Raw genomic sequence first — 16,191 nt, 5'->3', positions numbered from 1 at the left:
GTGCGCCCCTTCTTCCGGGCCTCGCCCATGTCACAGGGTGCGCAGCAGCACCGCCGGCTGTTCCACGCAGTCCGCCACGTACCGCAGGAAACCGCCCGCCGTGCCGCCGTCGCACACCCGGTGGTCGAAGGTGAGCGACAGCTGGACGACCTGCCGCACGGCCAGCTCGCCCTCGTGCACCCACGGCTTGGGCACGATGCGGCCGACACCGAGCATGGCCGCCTCGGGGTGGTTGATGATCGGGGTGGAGCCGTCGACGCCGAAGACTCCGTAGTTGTTCAACGTGAAGGTGCCGCCGGTGAGTTCTCCGGGCGTCAGGGTCCCGGACCGGGCGGCGTCGGTCAGCCGTGCGAACTCGGCGCCGAGGGACTCGGCATCGCGTCCGTGCGCGTCCCGGACGACCGGCACCACCAGCCCGCGTTCGGTCTGGGCGGCGAACCCGAGGTGGAGGTGGTCGAGCCGGACGACCTCGCGGGCTTCGGTGTCGACGTAGGAGTTCAGCTCGGGGTACCGGGCCAGGGCCGCGGTGCAGATGCGGGCGAGCAGCGCGAGCAGGGAGATCTTCGGCCCCGTGCCCGCGTTCATCGCGGCTCGCGCGCGCAGGAGTTCGGTCGCGTCCGCGGCGACCCAGCAGGTGGCGTCCGGGATCTCCCGTCGGCTGCGGGAGAGCTTGTCGGCGACGGCACCGCGGACGCCCTTGAGGGGGATGCGGACGCCGTCGCGGACGGCGGGGGCCGGGGCGGGTGTCTCCTGCGCCACGGGGGCGGGGGCGGCCTTGCCTCGCAGGGCGTTCTCGACGTCGGCCCGCAGGATCAGCCCGTCGGGTCCGGACCCGGACAGCTGCCGCAGGTCGAGGCCGCCCTCGCGGGCGAGCCGGCGCACCAGCGGCGAGATCACGGGGACCGGGCCGGCGACGGGCGCGGGGGCGGGCGGTGCCGAAGCCGTGCTCCTGGCCGTCCCGTCGGCGGCGACCGACCGCACCCTCCGACGCCGCGCCGGCGCCTCCGAGGTGCCGTAGCCGACCAGGACGTTGCCCGATCCCCCGGTGTTCCCGCCGTCGGCCGGTGGGCCCACCGCCACCGTCAGCAGCGGCGCGCCCACCGGAAGCTCCGTGCCCTCCTCGCCGAAGCGGGCGGTGACCACACCGCCGTACGGGCAGGGGACCTCGACCATCGCCTTGGCCGTCTCCACCTCGACGACCGGCTGGTCGACGGCGACGACGTCGCCGACCTGGACCAGCCAGCGGACGATCTCGGCCTCGGTCAGGCCCTCCCCCAGGTCGGGGAGCTTGAACTCGAGCACCTGTGCCATCAGCCCTCGGCCTCCCATTGCAGACGCGCCACGGCGTCCAGGATCCGGTCGACGCCGGGCAGGTGGTGCCGCTCCAGCATCGGCGGCGGGTAGGGGATGTCGAACCCGGCCACGCGCAGTACCGGCGCCTCCAGATGGTGGAAGCAGCGCTCCGTGACCCGGGCCGCGATCTCGCCGCCCGGTCCGCCGAACCCGCCCGACTCGTGCACGACGACCGCACGCCCGGTGCGCCGCACCGACGCGGCGACCGTCTCGTCGTCGAACGGCACCAGGGACCGCAGGTCGACGACTTCGAGGTCCCAGCCCTCGGCGCGGGCCGCCTCAGCGGCCTCGAGGCAGACGGGCACGGACGGCCCGTAGGTGATCAGCGTGGCACTGCGGCCCGCGCGCCGCACCACCGCGCGGCCGATCGGCTCGGCGGGCTGCGGGTCCTGCGGGTTCCAGGAGTCCTTCGACCAGTACAGCCGCTTGGGTTCGAGGAAGACGACCGGGTCGTCGGAGGCGATGGCGGCGCGCAGCAGCCCGTAGGCGTCGGCGACGGTGGCGGGCGTGACGACATGGAGCCCCGGAGTCGCCATGTAGTACGCCTCGGAGGAGTCGCTGTGGTGCTCGACACCCCCGATGCCGCCGCCGTAGGGGACGCGGACGGTGATCGGCAGGGGCATCCGGCCGCGGGTACGGTTGCGCATCCGCGAGACGTGGCTGACCAGCTGCTCGAAGGCGGGGTACGCGAACGCGTCGAACTGCATCTCCACGACCGGGCGCAGGCCGTACATCGCCATGCCGACCGCGGTGCCGAGGATGCCGGCCTCGGCGAGCGGCGTATCCGTGCAGCGGTCCTCGCCGAACTCCTCGGCGAGCCCGTCGGTGACCCGGAAGACGCCACCGAGGGTGCCGACGTCCTCGCCCATGACGTGCACGGCGGGGTCGGCGGCCATCGCGTCGCGCAGCGCGCGCGTGAGGGCCTGCGCCATGGTGGCGGGCTTGACGGCCACGGTGGTCATCGGTGACCGCCTTCCTGCTCGGCCTCCAGCTCGGCCCGCAGCAGGTCGCGCTGCTCCCGCAGCTGCGGGGTGGGCTCGGCGTACACGTGGGCGAAGAGGTCCATGGGGTCGAGTTCCGCGTCCCGGTTCATGCGCTCGCGCAGGTCGGCGGCCATCGCCTCGGCGTCCTCGCGCGCGGCCCGTACGCCGTCCTCGTCGAGGAGGCCGCGTTCGGTCAGCTCGTGCTCCAGCAGATGTACGGGGTCGTGGCCGCGCCAGGTCTCGACCTCGGCGTCGCCGCGGTAGCGGGTGGCGTCGTCGGCGTTGGTGTGGGCGTCGATGCGGTAGGTGACCGCCTCGACCAGCGTGGGGCCGCCGCCGGCGCGCGCGTGCCGCACGGCGTCGCTGAGGACCTCGTGCACGGCGGCCGCGTCGTTGCCGTCGACCAGGCGGCCCGGCATGCCGTAGCCGACGGCCTTGTGGGCCAGGGAGGGGGCGGCGGTCTGCTTGGCGAGCGGTACGGAGATGGCGAAGCCGTTGTTCTGGACCAGGAAGACGACCGGGGCCCGCCAGACGGCGGCGAAGTTCAGCGCCTCGTGGAAGTCGCCCTCACTGGTGCCGCCGTCCCCGACCAGGGCGAGGGCGACCACGTCGTCGCCCTTGAGGCGGGCGGCGTGGGCGAGGCCGACGGCGTGCGGGAGCTGGGTGGCGAGCGGCGTGCTCAGCGGGGCGACCCGGTGCTCGTAGGGGTCGTAGCCGGTGTGCCAGTCGCCGCGCAGCAGGGTGAGGGCCTCGACGGGGTCCACGCCGCGGGCCACGGCGGCGAGCGTGTCGCGGTAGCTGGGGAAGAGCCAGTCCTGTTCCTCCAGGGCGAGCGCGGCGGCGACCTCGCAGGCCTCCTGGCCGGTGCTGGAGGGGTAGACGGCGAGGCGGCCCTGTTTGGTGAGGGCGGTGGCCTGCGTGTTGTACCGGCGCCCGCGCACCAGGTGGGCGTAGAGCCGGCGCAGCAGCTCCGGGTCGGCCTCGGCGGCCGCCTCGGTGCCGAGGACGCGGTACGGCTCGGGGTCCGGCAGCAGCGGCGCGGGATCGGTACGGGGCTGCCAAGCGGGCGGCGGCGATGGCCGGTACGCGCCCCGCTGCTCCATGACCGTCATGACGGCACCTCCTCGTGGGAGCGGCTACGGGAGGCGCGTCGTCGGTGACCCGCCTCACCTACCGATTGTTCGGTCGCCGACACATTTTGGCTACGGGGCCCCCGAGGCTGTGGACAAACGGTTCTCCACAGCCTGGAATGAACGCAGGACGTCCACGGCGGCAAGGCGGGGGGACATGGCATCTGAACAAATGGCCGAGAGCCCGGAGTCCGGCGCCCCCCTGCCACCGCCGCGTCCGCTGGACGCCATCGACCAGGGCATCCTGCGGATGCTGCAGGCGGACGGCCGCGCGTCGATACGGTCGGTCGCCGAGCGGGTCCATGTCTCGCGCGCGAACGCCTACGCGCGCATCAACCGCCTTGTCGAGGACGGTGTCATCCGGGGTTTCGGCGCCCGCGTCGACCATGAACGGGCGGGTCACGGCACGTCGGCCTACATCACCCTGAAAATCGTGCAGAACACCTGGCGCACCGTGCGCGAGCAGCTCAGACAGCTGCCGGGCGCCTCCCACATCGCTCTGGTGGGCGGCGACTTCGACGTCCTGCTGCTGGTGCACACGCCGGACAACCGGGCCCTGCGCGAGCTGGTGCTCACCCGGCTCCAGGCCATCCCGGAGGTGCTCAGCACCCGGACCCTGCTGGTGTTCGAGGAAGAGGACGTCGAGCCGGAGGCCTGAGGCGGGGGGCCCGCGGCGAGGGCGGGTGCGCCTCGGCCCGCGTCTCAGCGTTCGCCGCGCAGCCCCGAGAAGACCAGCCGCACCACCGCGTCGGCCACTTCGCGTTCGCCCATGCCGCGGCCGTCCGGCCGGTACCACTCCACGATCGAGTTGATCATGCCGAAGACCAGCCGGGTCGCCAGGCGCACCTCCACGTCGTCGCGCACCTCCCCGTCGGCGGCCGCCGCCTTCAGCAGGTCGGCCACCCGGTGGTCGAAGTCGCGCCGCCGTTCCAGCGCCCAGCGCTCGGTGGCGGTGTTCCCGCGCACCCGCAGCAGCAGCGTCACATAGGGCAGCTCGGTCATGAGTACCTCGACCATGCGCCGGACGACGTACTCCAGGCGGTCCACGGGCCGCCCCACGCACGCGTGGTCCTCGTCGAGGATCGCGAAGAGGCCGTCCAGCGCGCGGCTGACGGCGCGGCGCAGCAGTTCCTCCTTGCCGGTCACGTGGTGGTATATGGACGACTTGGAGATGCCGGCCGCCTTGGACAGGTGCTCCATGGAGGTGCCGTCGTAGCCGCGCTCGTTGAAGACCCGTACGGCGACCGAGAGCAGGGTCTCGGGGGTGTAGGTGTCCCGCTTGGCGGTGGTCATCAGTCGCTCTCCCGCTTGTCGGTGGCGTACGCGTGGCGGTAGAGCGCGAGGGACGGGGCGTAGCGCCCGCAGGGGTCGCGCAGGTGCAGGTCGTCCAGGAGGTCGTAGGCCCAGCCGCGGCCGAGCCTGCGGCTCCACTCGAAGGGGCCGAGGGGGTAGTTGACGCCCAGGCGCATCGCGGTGTCGATGTCCTCCTCGGTGGCCACGCCCTTGGCGACGGCGTCGTGCGCCAGGTCGACGATGCGGGCGACCGTGCGGGCGACGATCATGCCGGGCACGTCCCCGATGAGGCTGACGTCCTTGCCGAGCGCCTGGAACAGGCCGGTGGCCTCGCTCAGGGTCTGGGGAGAGGTGTCCTGGGAGGCGGCCAGGGCGACGCGGGTGGCGCGGCGGTAGTCGAGGGCGAGGTCGAAGTAGACGACGTCGCGGAACTCGGCGGAGGTCTGGCCGTCGGCGAGCACCAGCTGGCCGCCGCTGGGCAGGACCAGGCGGGTGCCGTGGTCCTCGTCCTCCTCGCGGACCTGGATGCCCGCCTCGCGGATCAGCGTGAGCAGTTCGGCTGCCGGGCCCAGGCCGCCCTCGGCGATCACGTAGGCGGGCGCCTGCGCCTTCTCGGCGGTGTGCGGCTCGGGGCGCTCGCCGTCCTCGGCGTAGTCGTACCAGCCGTGCCCGGTCTTGCGGCCCAGCCGGCCGGACTCGACCAGGCGGCGCTGGGCGAGCGACGGGGTGAAGCGGACGTCCTGGAAGAAGGACTGCCACACGGAGTGGGTGACGGACTCGTTGACGTCCTGCCCGATGAGGTCGGTCAGTTCGAAGGCGCCCATCCGGAAGCCGCCGGACTCGCGCAGGACCGCGTCGATGGTGGCCGGGTCCGCGGCCTGGGCCTCGTGGACGGCGAACGCCTCGGCGTAGAAGGGCCGGGCTATCCGGTTGACGATGAAGCCCGGGGTGTCGGCGCAGGCCACCGGTGTCTTGCCCCAGACGCGGGCGGTCTCGTACGCGCGCGTGGCCGAGGTGACGTCGGTGGCGAACCCGGAGACGACCTCCACCAGCGGCATCAGCGGGGCGGGGTTGAAGAAGTGCAGACCCACGAACCGCCCGGGGCCCCGCAGCGCTCCGCCGATGGCGGTCACCGACAGGGAGGAGGTGTTGGTGGCGAGCAGGCAGTCGTCGTCGACGATGCCCTCCAGCTCGCAGAAGAGCTCCTGTTTGACGTCCAGCCGCTCCACGACGGCCTCGACGACCAGGGCGCAGTCGGCGAGTTCGGCGAGGCTCGCGGCCGGCCGGAGGCGGTCGCGGGCGGCGTCCCGTTCGGCGCCGGTGAGCCGGTCCTTCGCCACGAGCCGGTCCAGCCGGGCGCCGATCGCGGCGGCCGCCTCCTGGGCGCGCCCGGGCACGGCGTCGTACAGCCGTACGGGATGGCCCGCGACCAGCGCGACCTGGGCGATGCCCTGGCCCATGGTGCCGGTGCCGACCACGGCCACGGGGCTGCTGAGGTCGAGTGCTGTCATGGACGCGATCCTCCCGCACGGGGTTTTCCACAGATGCGGCGGACCCCCTTGTCCCGACCGATCGTTCGGTTACTCTAACTCTGTCCGGCTGTTCCTGCCCATGGTTCTGCTGTTTCTGCCCAGGTCATGAGCTCGACGGAGAGCTCTTGAGACGAGGAGTTGGTCCCGCATGGCCGCCCGACTGACCACGCACGAGCTGATCGCCGAGCACCGGCCCACCCTCGACCAGGCGCTGGAGACGATCCGCACCCGCGCGTACTGGTCCCCCCACCCCGAGCACCCGAAGGCGTACGGCGAGCACGGCAGCCTGGACGCGGCCGCGGGCAAGGCCGCCTTCGACGCACTCCTCGGCACCCGCGTCGACCTCGGCCAGCCCGGCACGGACGACTGGGTGGGCGGCGAGGTCTCCCCCTACGGCATCGAACTCGGCGTGACCTACCCGCACGTCGACGCCGACACCCTGCTGCCCGCGATGCGGGCCGGGCAGGGCGCGTGGCGGGACGCGGGCGCGGAGGCCCGGGCCGTGGTCTGCCTGGAGATGCTCAAGCGGATCGGCGACCGGACGCACGAGTTCGCGCACGCGGTCATGCACACCTCCGGCCAGGCGTTCATGATGGCCTTCCAGGCCGGCGGCCCGCACGCCCAGGACCGCGGTCTGGAGGCGGTGGCGTACGCCTACGCGGAGCAGGTGCGCACCCCCGACACCGCGGAGTGGACCAAGCCGCAGGGCAAGCGCGAGCCGCTGGCCCTCGTCAAGCGCTTCACGCCGGTCCCGCGCGGGATCGCGCTGCTCATCGGCTGCAACACCTTCCCGACCTGGAACGGCTACCCGGGCCTGTTCGCCTCCCTCGCCACCGGCAACGCGGTCCTGGTCAAGCCCCACCCGCGCGCGGTGCTGCCGCTCGCCCTCACCGTCCAGGTCGCCCGCCAGGTGCTCACCGAGGCCGGCTTCGACCCGAACCTGGTCGCCCTCGCCGCCGAGCGCCCCGGCGAGGGCATCGCCAAGACGCTGGCCACCCGCCCCGAGATCAGGATCATCGACTACACGGGTTCGACCGCGTTCGGCGACTGGCTGGAGGCCAACGCCCGCCAGGCGCAGGTCTACACGGAGAAGGCCGGCGTCAACACGGTGATCGTGGAGTCGACGGACGACTACAAGGGCATGCTGTCGAACCTGGCCTTCTCCCTGTCCCTGTACAGCGGCCAGATGTGCACCACCCCGCAGAACCTGCTCGTCCCGCGCGACGGCATCCGCACCGACCAGGGCCCCAAGTCCTACGACGAGGTGGTCGCCGACCTCGCCCGTTCGGTCGACGGCCTGCTCGGGGACGACGCGCGCGCGAACGCCCTGCTCGGCGCGATCGTCAACCCGGACGTGAAGGCCCGTCTGGAGGCCGCCGCGGGACTCGGCGAGGTCGCGCTGGCCTCGCGGGAGGTCGCCAACCCGGAATTCCCGGACGCGGTCGTCCGCACGCCGGTGATCGTCAAGCTGGACGGCGCCCGGAAGTACTGGGAGGGAGCCGACGACGAGGCCGCCTACATGAGCGAGTGCTTCGGCCCCGTCTCCTTCGCCGTAGCCGTCGACTCGGCCGCCGACGCGGTGGACCTGCTGCGGCGCACGGTCCGCGAGAAGGGTGCGATGACGGTCGGCGCGTACACCACCGACGAGCAGGTCGAGCAGGCGATCGAGGAGGTCTGCCTGGAGGAGGCGGCCCAGCTGTCGCTGAACCTCACCGGCGGGGTGTACGTCAACCAGACCGCCGCCTTCTCCGACTTCCACGGCTCCGGCGGCAACCCGGCGGCCAACGCGACCCTGTGCGACGGCGCCTTCGTCGCCAACCGCTTCCGGGTGGTGGAGGTCCGCCGGGAGGTCTAGGGAGGCCCGGAGAAGTCCGGGCACCGCCCCGGACTTCGCTCAGGCGGACGCGCACCCGGTGGCGCTCCAGTGGTACAGCGTCATGGCCGCACTGGTCGCGAGGTTGTAGCTGGAGACCTGGGGGCGCATCGGCAGGGACACCAGGTGGTCGGTGCGGGCGCGCAGCTCGGCGGAGAGCCCGCTGCGCTCCGAACCGAAGGCGAGCACCGCGTCGTCCGGCAGCTTCAGACCCCGGAGGTCCTCCCCTTCCGGATCGAGGGCGAACACGGGGCCGGGCGGCAGTTCGGCGACCGTCAGCCGCTCCACGGCGGTCGCGAAGTGCAGCCCCGCCCCGCCACGCACCACCGTGGGATGCCAGGGGTCGAGGGTGCCCGTGGTGACGACCCCGGTCGCTCCGAAGCCGGCGGCCAGCCGGATCACGGCCCCCGCGTTTCCGAGGTTGCGCGGGTTGTCGAGGACCACGACGGGCGCGCTGCGCGGGACGCGCGCCAGCTTCTCCAGGTTGGCCCGGCGGGACGGCCGTACGGCCAGGGCGGCCACGGCGGTGGGGTGCGGCCGCGGCACCAGGGTCGCGTAGACCGCCTCCGGCACCTCGGCCAGCAGCGTGTCCAGCGTGTCCCGGACGTCCGGGGCCAGCTCGTCGGCGAGGGCGAGCGCCGCCGACCGGTCGGTGGTGACGGCGACCGGCACCTCGGCCCCGAAGCGCACCGCGTGCTTGAGCGCGTGGAAGCCGTCGAGCAGCACACAGGCGGCGGCGCGCTCGCGCCAGCGGGTCACGGGACCGGTCATGCCCCGAAGCCTACGCGGGCGGTCTCACTGTCCTCCGGCGAGCGCGGCGCAGGCAGGTCCGGGCCGCCGCGCCGCGTCAGCCGCTCACGCGCGCGTGCCGCCCGGCCGCCGAGCCGGATCAGGAAGGACGTCGGCAGGAACACCGAGTCCGCGGCGATCATCGCCAGCGAGAAGAAGGGCAGCCCGAGGACGACCGCGATCACGGCGTGCTCGGTCATCATCACGGCCAGCAGCACGTTCTTGACCCGCCGGTTGAACAGCGTGAACGGGAAGGCGACCTGCGCGACGACCGTCCCGTACGTCATCAGCATGACCAGGGTGCCGCCCGCCGACAGCAGGTCGGCGAGGGCGGGCCAGGGCGAGAAGGAGTCCAGGTGCAGCGGGTAGTAGACGGCGGTGCCGTCCTGCCAGCGCGAGCCCTGGATCTTGTACCAGCCGGCCGTGGCGTAGATCAGGCAGGCCTCGGCCATGATCACGACGAGGGCGCCGTTGTGCACGACGTTGGCGACCACGTCCAGCAGGATCCGGGGCTCCGCCGAGCGCGCGCGGCGCCCCACCGCCCACCACAGGCCCTGGGCCAGCCAGACCGTCCACAGCAGCACCGGGACGAACAGGCCGCCGTGCAGACGGCCCGTCACGGTCACCCCGGCCAGCACGAGACCGAGCACCCCCCACAGCAGGGGCCCGACCCGGTCGGTGACCCGCTCCCCGCGCGCGCGTGCCGCCGCCTCGCGCCCGGCCCGCCGGGCGTCCAGGGACCACACCTGCCCGCAGCGGGTGAACACCAGGTAGATCGACATCAGGTGCAGGACGTTGTCGCCGCCGTCGCCCACGAAGATGCTGCGGTTCTGCAGAGAGAGCACGCCGACCATGAACAGCACGGACGCCGTACGGGTGCGCCAGCCCAGCAGGAGCAGGGCGCTCGCGACGACGGCGAGAACGTAGAACGCCTCGAACCAGGCCCGCCCGTCCGTCCACATCAGAGCCGAGAACGCGCCGTTGTCCGAGGTCAGTCTGCGGGCGAGGGCCCAGCTCCAGGGGCCGTCGGGGCCGTAGAGCTGCTCGCGGTGGGGGAACTCGCGCAGCAGGAACAGCAGCCAGGTCCCGGCGGAGCCGATGCGGACCACGGCGGACTGGTAGGGACCTAGAGCCGACTCGGTGACGCGGGCGACACCGCGGGAGACGGACGGCACGCGACGGTTCACCGCACACCTCCCGCGGCCTCGTCGTGCGTCACCGTCCACCAGGGCAGCAGCCGGTAGACCGGGGTGTCGGAGATCTGCTCGTGGCTCCAGGCGGGCGGCGGCACGTTGGTCGTGCGGGAGCGGACCTGCACGCGGCCGATGACGCTCTTCGGACCGATGCCGTCCTCGGTGTACAGCCGCCGGACGACGATGCGGCGCAGGTACTCCTCGGAGAGGGAACCGCGCAGGCCCACCGGGCGGTTGTCGGCGCCGTGCGTGGCGACGAAGAGGTCCCAGGCCCGGCGCAGCTCGTTCTGCTGGGTGTGGCTGGGCAGCAGATTGCCGTCTATCGCCTCGCCGTCCTGCGCCGACAGGTCGTACCAGCCGGTGGTCGTGACGGTGCCGTCCGCCGCCCGGAACCGGGTGCGGACCTGCACCGCGATGTTCTGCTGCAGCGGATTGGGGGCGAACAGCTTCCAGTTCTGCTCGAACTCCGGGTAGATCCACTCGTCGATCGCCCGGCCGTGCTGCTTCGTCACCGTGTTCGCCGGGGCCACGTGCAGGAAGACCATGCCGAGGTGCACGCAGGCGGTCACCGCGACGACCGCCACCGCCAGGGCGACGCCGATCTGGTAGCGGAGGGAGAGCGCGGCCACGCCGGTGCGCGGGCCGCCCTCCTGCTTCGCCTGCCCACCGGCGGGCCCGCCGGTGGCGTCCGGCCCGGGCCGGTGACGCGTCCCGCCCGAGCCGTCCGGCCCCGGCGGGGCCGTCGAGTCCTCGTCGTACGCGTCCATTCCGCACCGTTTCCCTGTCACCGCCGCATGGCCCACGGAACCGCATGGCCCACGGACACCGCACGGCTCGTCGGCGTCCGCACGGAACGGTACTCAGCCTCACCCGTCCGGCGCAGCCCCGAGTCACTGCCGGTGCGCCACGGCAGGGCGGGGGACAGGGTGACGAGCGGGGTTGTCCACAGGCTGTGGGAGGGATTGTCCACAGCGGTTGACACCTCGCCGCGCCTCGCCCCACCATTGAACCCACACGGACCGAACGATCGGTCGGGAGAGTGCTCCAGCAGAGCCCGAGGTCAGGGGGACCGCATGGCCACAGCAGCCGCGCAGCGCACCGCCGACGCGGAGGCGGAGGTGTACGAGCGCGCCTTCGACGCCGCGGTGGCCGCGGACGAGCGCATCGAGCCCCGCGACTGGATGCCCGACGCCTACCGCGCGACCCTGATCAGGCAGATCGCCCAGCACGCCCACTCCGAGATCATCGGCATGCAGCCGGAGGCCAACTGGATCACGCGCGCGCCCTCGCTGCGCCGCAAGGCCATCCTCATGGCCAAGGTCCAGGACGAGGCGGGCCACGGCCTGTACCTGTACAGCGCCGCCGAGACCCTCGGCACCAGCCGCGAGGAGCTCCTCGACAAACTGCACAGCGGCCGCCAGAAATACTCCTCGATCTTCAACTACCCCACCCTGACCTGGGCCGACGTCGGCGCGATCGGCTGGCTGGTGGACGGCGCCGCCATCACCAACCAGGTGCCCCTGTGCCGCTGCTCGTACGGGCCGTACGCACGCGCGATGGTCCGCATCTGCAAGGAGGAGTCCTTCCACCAGCGCCAGGGGTACGAGCTGTTGCTCGCCCTCAGCCGCGGCACACCCGAGCAGCACGCGATGGCGCAGGACGCGGTGGACCGCTGGTGGTGGCCCTCCCTGATGATGTTCGGCCCGCCCGACGACGCCTCGCGGCACTCCGCGCAGTCGATGGCCTGGAAGATCAAGCGCCACTCCAACGACGAGCTGCGCCAGCGCTTCGTCGACATCTGCGTCCCGCAGGCCGAGTCGCTGGGCCTGAGCCTGCCGGACGCGGACCTGAAGTGGAACGAGGAGCGCGGGCACCACGACTTCGGCGCCATCGACTGGACGGAGTTCCAGGAGGTCCTCAAGGGCAACGGCCCGTGCAACGAACAGCGCATCACCCAGCGCCGCCGGGCACACGACGAGGGCGCCTGGGTACGGGAGGCGGCCGCGGCGTACGCGGCCAAGCACACCGGTGAGAAGCACACCGGTGGGACAGGAGCGAGCCGAGCATGACCACCACCGACTGGCCCCTGTGGGAGGTCTTCGTGCGCTCCCGCCGCGGGCTCTCCCACACCCACGCCGGCAGCCTGCACGCCCCGGACGCGGAACTGGCCCTGCGCAACGCCCGCGATCTGTACACCCGGCGCGGCGAGGGCGTCTCCATATGGGTCGTCCCCGCGTCCGCGATCACGGCCTCCTCTCCCGACGAGAAGGACCCGTTCTTCGAACCCGCCGCCGACAAGCCGTACCGGCACCCGACGTTCTACGAAATCCCGGAAGGGGTGAAGCACCTGTGACGGCGACCACCGCGCCCATGACGGCCGCCCTCGCCCTCGGCGACGACGCCCTGGTGCTCTCCCACCGTCTGGGCGAATGGGCGGGACACGCGCCCGTCCTCGAGGAGGAGGTCGCGCTCGCCAACATCGCGCTGGACCTGCTGGGACAGGCCCGGTTCCTGCTGTCGACGGCCGGGGACGAGGACGAGCTGGCGTATCTGCGTGAGGAGCGCGCCTTCACCAACCTCCAGCTCGTGGAGCAGCCGAACGGCGACTTCGCGCACACCATCGCCCGCCAGCTGTACTTCTCCACCTACCAGCACCTGCTCTACGGCGAACTGGCCAACGGGCAAGGCCCCTTCGCCCCGCTCGCGGCGAAGGCCGTCAAGGAGGTCGCCTACCACCGCGACCACGCCGAGCAGTGGACCCTGCGGCTCGGCGACGGCACGGAGGCCAGTCACGAGCGGATGCGGCGGGCGTGCGCGGCGCTGTGGCGGTTCACCGGGGAGCCGTTCCAGCCGGTGGAGGGGCTGGACGCCGACTGGGCCGCCCTGGAGACGGCCTGGCTGGATTCGGTCGGGGACGTGCTGCGCCGGGCCACTCTGACGGTCCCCGAGGGACCGCGGACCGGGGCGTGGTCGGCCGGCGCCGGCCGCCAGGGACTGCACACCGAGTCGTTCGGGCGGATGCTCGCCGAGATGCAGCACCTGCACCGCAGCCATCCGGGGGCGTCATGGTGACCGCGACGACTCCCCTGGAGACCGAGCTGCTCCGCCTCGCCGGCTCGGTCCCCGACCCCGAACTGCCCGTGCTCACCCTCCAGGAACTGGGCGTCCTGCGCGCGGTGCACGTGCGGGGCACGGACGCCGTGGACGTCGAGCTGACGCCGACCTACACCGGCTGCCCGGCGGTGGAGGCGATGTCCCTGGACATAGAGCGGTTGCTGCGCGAGCACGGCATGCGGGAGGTCACCGTGCGCACGGTGCTCACGCCCGCCTGGTCGACGGACGACATCACCGACGAAGGACGGCGCAAGCTGCGGGAGTTCGGGATAGCGCCCCCACGCGTGCGCCGGGACACCGGTCCGGTGCCCCTGGAACTGGGGCCGACCCGCACCCGCCCCCGCGCCGGAGCGACGGACGCGACCGGTGCGGCAGGTCCGGCAGGTCCGGCAGGTCCGGCAGGTCCGGCAGGTCCGGCGGACCTTCACGATCCCGTCCGCTGCCCGCACTGCGGATCCGCCGACACCGAGCTGCTGAGCCGGTTCTCGTCCACCGCCTGCAAGGCCCTGCGGCGCTGTCTGGCCTGCCGGGAACCGTTCGACCACTTCAAGGAGCTGTGATGGCCCGCTTCCACCCGCTCCCGGTGGCCGCGGTCGACCGGCTCACCGACGACTCCGTGGCCCTCACCTTCACCGTCCCGCCCGAACTGCGCGAGGAGTACCGGCACGTACCGGGCCAGCACCTCGCGCTGCGGCGCCGGGCCGGCGGGGTTGAGACACGGCGGACGTACTCGATCTGCTCACCGGCGCCCGAGCCCGGCGGCGCGGGACCGCGCACCCTGAGGGTCGGGGTGCGGCTGGTCGAGGGCGGGGCCTTCTCGACGTACGCGCTGAAGGAGGTGAACGTCGGGGACGAACTGGAGGTGATGACTCCGGCCGGACGGTTCACCCTGGAGCCCGCGCCCGGTCGGTACGCCGCGATCGTGGGCGGCAGCGGGATCACCCCGGTGCTGTCGATCGTCTCCACGCTGCTGGCGCGTGAGCCCCGTGCCCGGTTCTGCCTGATACGCGGCGACCGTACGGCTGCCTCCACGATGTTCCTGGAGGAGGTCGCCGACCTGAAGGACCGGTATCCCGAGCGGTTGCAGCTGGTGACCGTGCTGTCCCGGGAGGAGCAGCAGGCGGGGCTGCCGTCCGGGCGGCTGGACCAGGAGCGGCTGACGGGACTGCTGCCGGCGCTGTTGCCGGTGGGCGAAGTGGCGGGCTGGTTCCTGTGCGGGCCCTACGGGCTGGTGCAGGGCGCGGAGCGGGCGCTGCGCGGGCTCGGGGTGGACCGGGCCCGGATCCACCAGGAGATCTTCCACGTGGACGCCGGTGCGGCACCGGCGACGGCCGCCGCGGCCCCCGCGCACAGCACCGTGACCGCCCGGCTCGACGGGCGCGGCGGGACCTGGCCGGTCCAGGACGGCGAGTCCCTCCTGGAGACGGTGCTGCGCAACCGGCCCGACGCGCCCTATGCCTGCAAGGGCGGGGTGTGCGGAACGTGCCGCGCCTTCCTGGTGTCGGGCGAGGTGCGCATGGACCGCAACTTCGCGCTGGAGGCGGAGGAGACGGAGGCCGGCTATGTGCTGGCCTGCCAGTCGCATCCGGTGACGGAGAAGGTGGAGCTGGACTTCGACCGCTGACACACCGTTCCCGTGACGCACCGTTCCCTTCTTCTAGAACCTGTTCTATCTTGACGGACCGTCAGATCAGCACCGTCGGCTGCCGACTGGGGCCGGGCGGATCCGCCGGGAGGACAGGACCGTGGACTTCACCTTCACCGAGGAACAGCTGGCGGCGGCCGAGGCGGCGCGGGGCGTGTTCGCCGGGGTCGCGCCGGACGCGGTGCCGAGCCCAGCGCTGACCGTGGGCGCCGTGGCCGAGGACTTCGACCGGGCACTGTGGTCCAGGCTCGCCGACGCGGACCTGCTGAGCCTGCTGCTCGACGCCGAGTACGGTGGCGCGGGCCTCGACGCCATCGCGCTGTGCCTGGTGCTGCGGGAGTCCGCGAAGGTGCTGGCACGGGTGCCGCTGCTGGAGAGCAGCGCGGCGGCGGCTGCCGTACAGGCCTACGGCAACGAGGAGCTGAGGGCCGGGCTGCTGCCGCGTGCCGGACGGGGCGAGCTCGTGCTCACCGTCGCGGCGCACGGCCGCACCGGCCATGACCCGGCCGAACTCGCCGTCACGGCACGACGGGACGGCGAGGTGTGGGTGCTGGACGGGGTGCAGACCGGGGTGGCGTGGGCGTACGGCGCCGACCTCACCGTCGTACCGGCGCACACCGCAGCCGACCGTACCGTCCTCGCGCTGGTCCCCCGCGGCCATGACGGCGTCGTGCTCGCCGAGCAGGTCTCCACCTCGGGGGAGCGGCTGGGCGAGCTGCGTCTGCGGTCGGCTCGGATCGCGGCCGGCTACGTCATCGAGACCGACGGCGCCTGGGAGTGGCTGCGCGCGCTGCTGGTCACCGGGACGTGCGCGCTCTCGCTCGGGCTGGGGGAGCGGGTGCTGCGGATGACCAGCGACTACACCGGCAAGCGGGAGCAGTTCGGCCACCCGGTCGCGACCTTCCAGGCGGTCGCCGTGCAGGCCGCCGACCGGTACATCGACCTGCGGGCCATGGAGGCCACACTGTGGCAGGCCGCGTGGCGCATCGCCTCGGGCGCGCCGGGCGCGCTGCCCGCCGCCGGGGACGTGGCCGTGGCGAAGATCTGGGCCGCGGAGGGCGTACGGCGGGTCGTGCAGACCGCACAGCATCTGCACGGCGGGTTCGGCGCCGACACCGACTACGCCCTGCACCGGTACCACGCCTGGGCCAAGCACCTGGAGCTGTCGCTCGGCCCGGCGGCGGCGTACGAGGAGACGCTGGGGGACCTGCTGGCCGCCCATCCCCTGGGCTGACCGGCCCACGCCCCCGCGGAGGCCGGGCCGCCGGAGACGCGCCGGCGGGGGT

General features: G+C 73.0%; 16 protein-coding genes. 8 read left to right on the top strand and 8 right to left on the bottom strand.

What is annotated here, in order from left to right; genetic code table 11:
• Window positions 1-30: 30 nt before the first annotated feature.
• From ABZX30_RS06750 to pdhA, 3 genes are read right to left on the bottom strand one after another with little or no spacing between them, the layout of a single operon-like run.
• The gene (locus tag ABZX30_RS06750) at window positions 31-1,311 is read right to left on the bottom strand and encodes a dihydrolipoamide acetyltransferase family protein (protein WP_355929702.1); all 1,281 of its coding nucleotides are present in this window, start codon (window positions 1,309-1,311) and stop codon (window positions 31-33) included.
• Window positions 1,311-2,315: an alpha-ketoacid dehydrogenase subunit beta gene (locus ABZX30_RS06745; protein WP_355929699.1), complete on the bottom strand. Its 1,005-nt coding sequence runs from the start codon at window positions 2,313-2,315 to the stop codon at window positions 1,311-1,313. Before ABZX30_RS06745 ends, ABZX30_RS06750 begins: the two co-directional genes overlap by 1 nt.
• On the bottom strand, window positions 2,312-3,448 hold the full coding sequence (gene pdhA, locus ABZX30_RS06740) for a pyruvate dehydrogenase (acetyl-transferring) E1 component subunit alpha (protein WP_355929696.1): 1,137 nt from the start codon (window positions 3,446-3,448) through the stop codon (window positions 2,312-2,314). Before pdhA ends, ABZX30_RS06745 begins: the two co-directional genes overlap by 4 nt.
• Window positions 3,449-3,638: 190 nt before the next feature.
• Here pdhA and ABZX30_RS06735 point away from each other — a divergent pair, with 190 nt between their 5' ends.
• Complete coding sequence (locus tag ABZX30_RS06735; protein ID WP_355929883.1) at window positions 3,639-4,124, top strand: Lrp/AsnC family transcriptional regulator; 486 nt, start codon at window positions 3,639-3,641, stop codon at window positions 4,122-4,124.
• 44 nt (window positions 4,125-4,168) lie between these two features.
• Here ABZX30_RS06735 and ABZX30_RS06730 read toward each other — a convergent pair whose 3' ends face one another.
• Both ABZX30_RS06730 and ABZX30_RS06725 read right to left on the bottom strand, forming a co-directional pair.
• On the bottom strand, window positions 4,169-4,759 hold the full coding sequence (locus tag ABZX30_RS06730; RefSeq protein WP_355929694.1) for a TetR/AcrR family transcriptional regulator: 591 nt from the start codon (window positions 4,757-4,759) through the stop codon (window positions 4,169-4,171).
• Entirely contained in the window at window positions 4,759-6,270 is a 1,512-nt protein-coding gene (locus ABZX30_RS06725; RefSeq protein WP_355929692.1) for a 3-hydroxyacyl-CoA dehydrogenase, read from the bottom strand. Before ABZX30_RS06725 ends, ABZX30_RS06730 begins: the two co-directional genes overlap by 1 nt.
• Window positions 6,271-6,439: 169 nt before the next feature.
• Here ABZX30_RS06725 and paaN point away from each other — a divergent pair, with 169 nt between their 5' ends.
• Window positions 6,440-8,146 carry a phenylacetic acid degradation protein PaaN gene (paaN, locus tag ABZX30_RS06720; RefSeq protein ID WP_355929689.1) on the top strand — a complete coding sequence of 569 codons (1,707 nt, stop codon included), beginning with the start codon at window positions 6,440-6,442 and terminating at the stop codon, window positions 8,144-8,146.
• A 39-nt stretch (window positions 8,147-8,185) separates the two neighbouring features.
• Here paaN and ABZX30_RS06715 read toward each other — a convergent pair whose 3' ends face one another.
• Genes ABZX30_RS06715 through ABZX30_RS06705 form a run of 3 tightly spaced genes read right to left on the bottom strand, consistent with a single transcriptional unit; the run spans window position 8,186 to window position 10,913 of the window.
• Window positions 8,186-8,935, bottom strand: coding sequence for a TrmH family RNA methyltransferase (locus ABZX30_RS06715; protein WP_355929687.1), 750 nt, complete (start codon window positions 8,933-8,935; stop codon window positions 8,186-8,188).
• Window positions 8,932-10,140: an HTTM domain-containing protein gene (locus ABZX30_RS06710; RefSeq protein ID WP_355929684.1), complete on the bottom strand. Its 1,209-nt coding sequence runs from the start codon at window positions 10,138-10,140 to the stop codon at window positions 8,932-8,934. Before ABZX30_RS06710 ends, ABZX30_RS06715 begins: the two co-directional genes overlap by 4 nt.
• Entirely contained in the window at window positions 10,137-10,913 is a 777-nt protein-coding gene (locus ABZX30_RS06705) for a DUF5819 family protein (protein ID WP_355929681.1), read from the bottom strand. The genes ABZX30_RS06710 and ABZX30_RS06705 overlap by 4 nt, the downstream gene beginning before the upstream one ends.
• 306 nt (window positions 10,914-11,219) lie before the next feature.
• Here ABZX30_RS06705 and paaA point away from each other — a divergent pair, with 306 nt between their 5' ends.
• The 6 genes from paaA (at window position 11,220) to ABZX30_RS06675 (ending at window position 16,139) form a co-directional block, all read left to right on the top strand.
• Window positions 11,220-12,215: a 1,2-phenylacetyl-CoA epoxidase subunit PaaA gene (paaA, locus tag ABZX30_RS06700; protein WP_355929678.1), complete on the top strand. Its 996-nt coding sequence runs from the start codon at window positions 11,220-11,222 to the stop codon at window positions 12,213-12,215.
• Window positions 12,212-12,499: a 1,2-phenylacetyl-CoA epoxidase subunit PaaB gene (gene paaB / locus ABZX30_RS06695; protein ID WP_355929675.1), complete on the top strand. Its 288-nt coding sequence runs from the start codon at window positions 12,212-12,214 to the stop codon at window positions 12,497-12,499. The genes paaA and paaB overlap by 4 nt, the downstream gene beginning before the upstream one ends.
• 17 nt (window positions 12,500-12,516) lie before the next feature.
• Window positions 12,517-13,218: a 1,2-phenylacetyl-CoA epoxidase subunit PaaC gene (gene paaC / locus ABZX30_RS06690; RefSeq protein WP_355929881.1), complete on the top strand. Its 702-nt coding sequence runs from the start codon at window positions 12,517-12,519 to the stop codon at window positions 13,216-13,218.
• Window positions 13,212-13,820, top strand: coding sequence for a 1,2-phenylacetyl-CoA epoxidase subunit PaaD (paaD, locus tag ABZX30_RS06685; RefSeq protein WP_355929674.1), 609 nt, complete (start codon window positions 13,212-13,214; stop codon window positions 13,818-13,820). Before paaC ends, paaD begins: the two co-directional genes overlap by 7 nt.
• On the top strand, window positions 13,820-14,884 hold the full coding sequence (locus tag ABZX30_RS06680; RefSeq protein WP_355929672.1) for a 2Fe-2S iron-sulfur cluster-binding protein: 1,065 nt from the start codon (window positions 13,820-13,822) through the stop codon (window positions 14,882-14,884). The genes paaD and ABZX30_RS06680 overlap by 1 nt, the downstream gene beginning before the upstream one ends.
• 121 nt (window positions 14,885-15,005) lie before the next feature.
• Entirely contained in the window at window positions 15,006-16,139 is a 1,134-nt protein-coding gene (locus tag ABZX30_RS06675; protein WP_355929670.1) for an acyl-CoA dehydrogenase family protein, read from the top strand.
• Window positions 16,140-16,191: the final 52 nt, after the last annotated feature.

It is taken from the genome of Streptomyces sp. NPDC004542 (assembly GCF_040610035.1).
In the GTDB taxonomy this organism is placed as follows: domain Bacteria; phylum Actinomycetota; class Actinomycetes; order Streptomycetales; family Streptomycetaceae; genus Streptomyces.
This window is presented reverse-complemented; position numbering and strand designations above follow the sequence as displayed.

Coding starts and splice junctions, on each gene's coding strand:
- ABZX30_RS06750 (WP_355929702.1), bottom strand. CDS start 1,311: ATGGCACAGGTGCTCGAGTTCAAGCTCCCCGACCTGGGGGAGGGCCTG.
- ABZX30_RS06745 (WP_355929699.1), bottom strand. CDS start 2,315: ATGACCACCGTGGCCGTCAAGCCCGCCACCATGGCGCAGGCCCTCACG.
- pdhA (WP_355929696.1), bottom strand. CDS start 3,448: ATGACGGTCATGGAGCAGCGGGGCGCGTACCGGCCATCGCCGCCGCCC.
- ABZX30_RS06735 (WP_355929883.1), top strand. CDS start 3,639: ATGGCCGAGAGCCCGGAGTCCGGCGCCCCCCTGCCACCGCCGCGTCCG.
- ABZX30_RS06730 (WP_355929694.1), bottom strand. CDS start 4,759: ATGACCACCGCCAAGCGGGACACCTACACCCCCGAGACCCTGCTCTCG.
- ABZX30_RS06725 (WP_355929692.1), bottom strand. CDS start 6,270: ATGACAGCACTCGACCTCAGCAGCCCCGTGGCCGTGGTCGGCACCGGC.
- paaN (WP_355929689.1), top strand. CDS start 6,440: ATGGCCGCCCGACTGACCACGCACGAGCTGATCGCCGAGCACCGGCCC.
- ABZX30_RS06715 (WP_355929687.1), bottom strand. CDS start 8,935: ATGACCGGTCCCGTGACCCGCTGGCGCGAGCGCGCCGCCGCCTGTGTG.
- ABZX30_RS06705 (WP_355929681.1), bottom strand. CDS start 10,913: ATGGACGCGTACGACGAGGACTCGACGGCCCCGCCGGGGCCGGACGGC.
- paaA (WP_355929678.1), top strand. CDS start 11,220: ATGGCCACAGCAGCCGCGCAGCGCACCGCCGACGCGGAGGCGGAGGTG.
- paaB (WP_355929675.1), top strand. CDS start 12,212: ATGACCACCACCGACTGGCCCCTGTGGGAGGTCTTCGTGCGCTCCCGC.
- paaC (WP_355929881.1), top strand. CDS start 12,517: ATGACGGCCGCCCTCGCCCTCGGCGACGACGCCCTGGTGCTCTCCCAC.
- paaD (WP_355929674.1), top strand. CDS start 13,212: ATGGTGACCGCGACGACTCCCCTGGAGACCGAGCTGCTCCGCCTCGCC.
- ABZX30_RS06680 (WP_355929672.1), top strand. CDS start 13,820: ATGGCCCGCTTCCACCCGCTCCCGGTGGCCGCGGTCGACCGGCTCACC.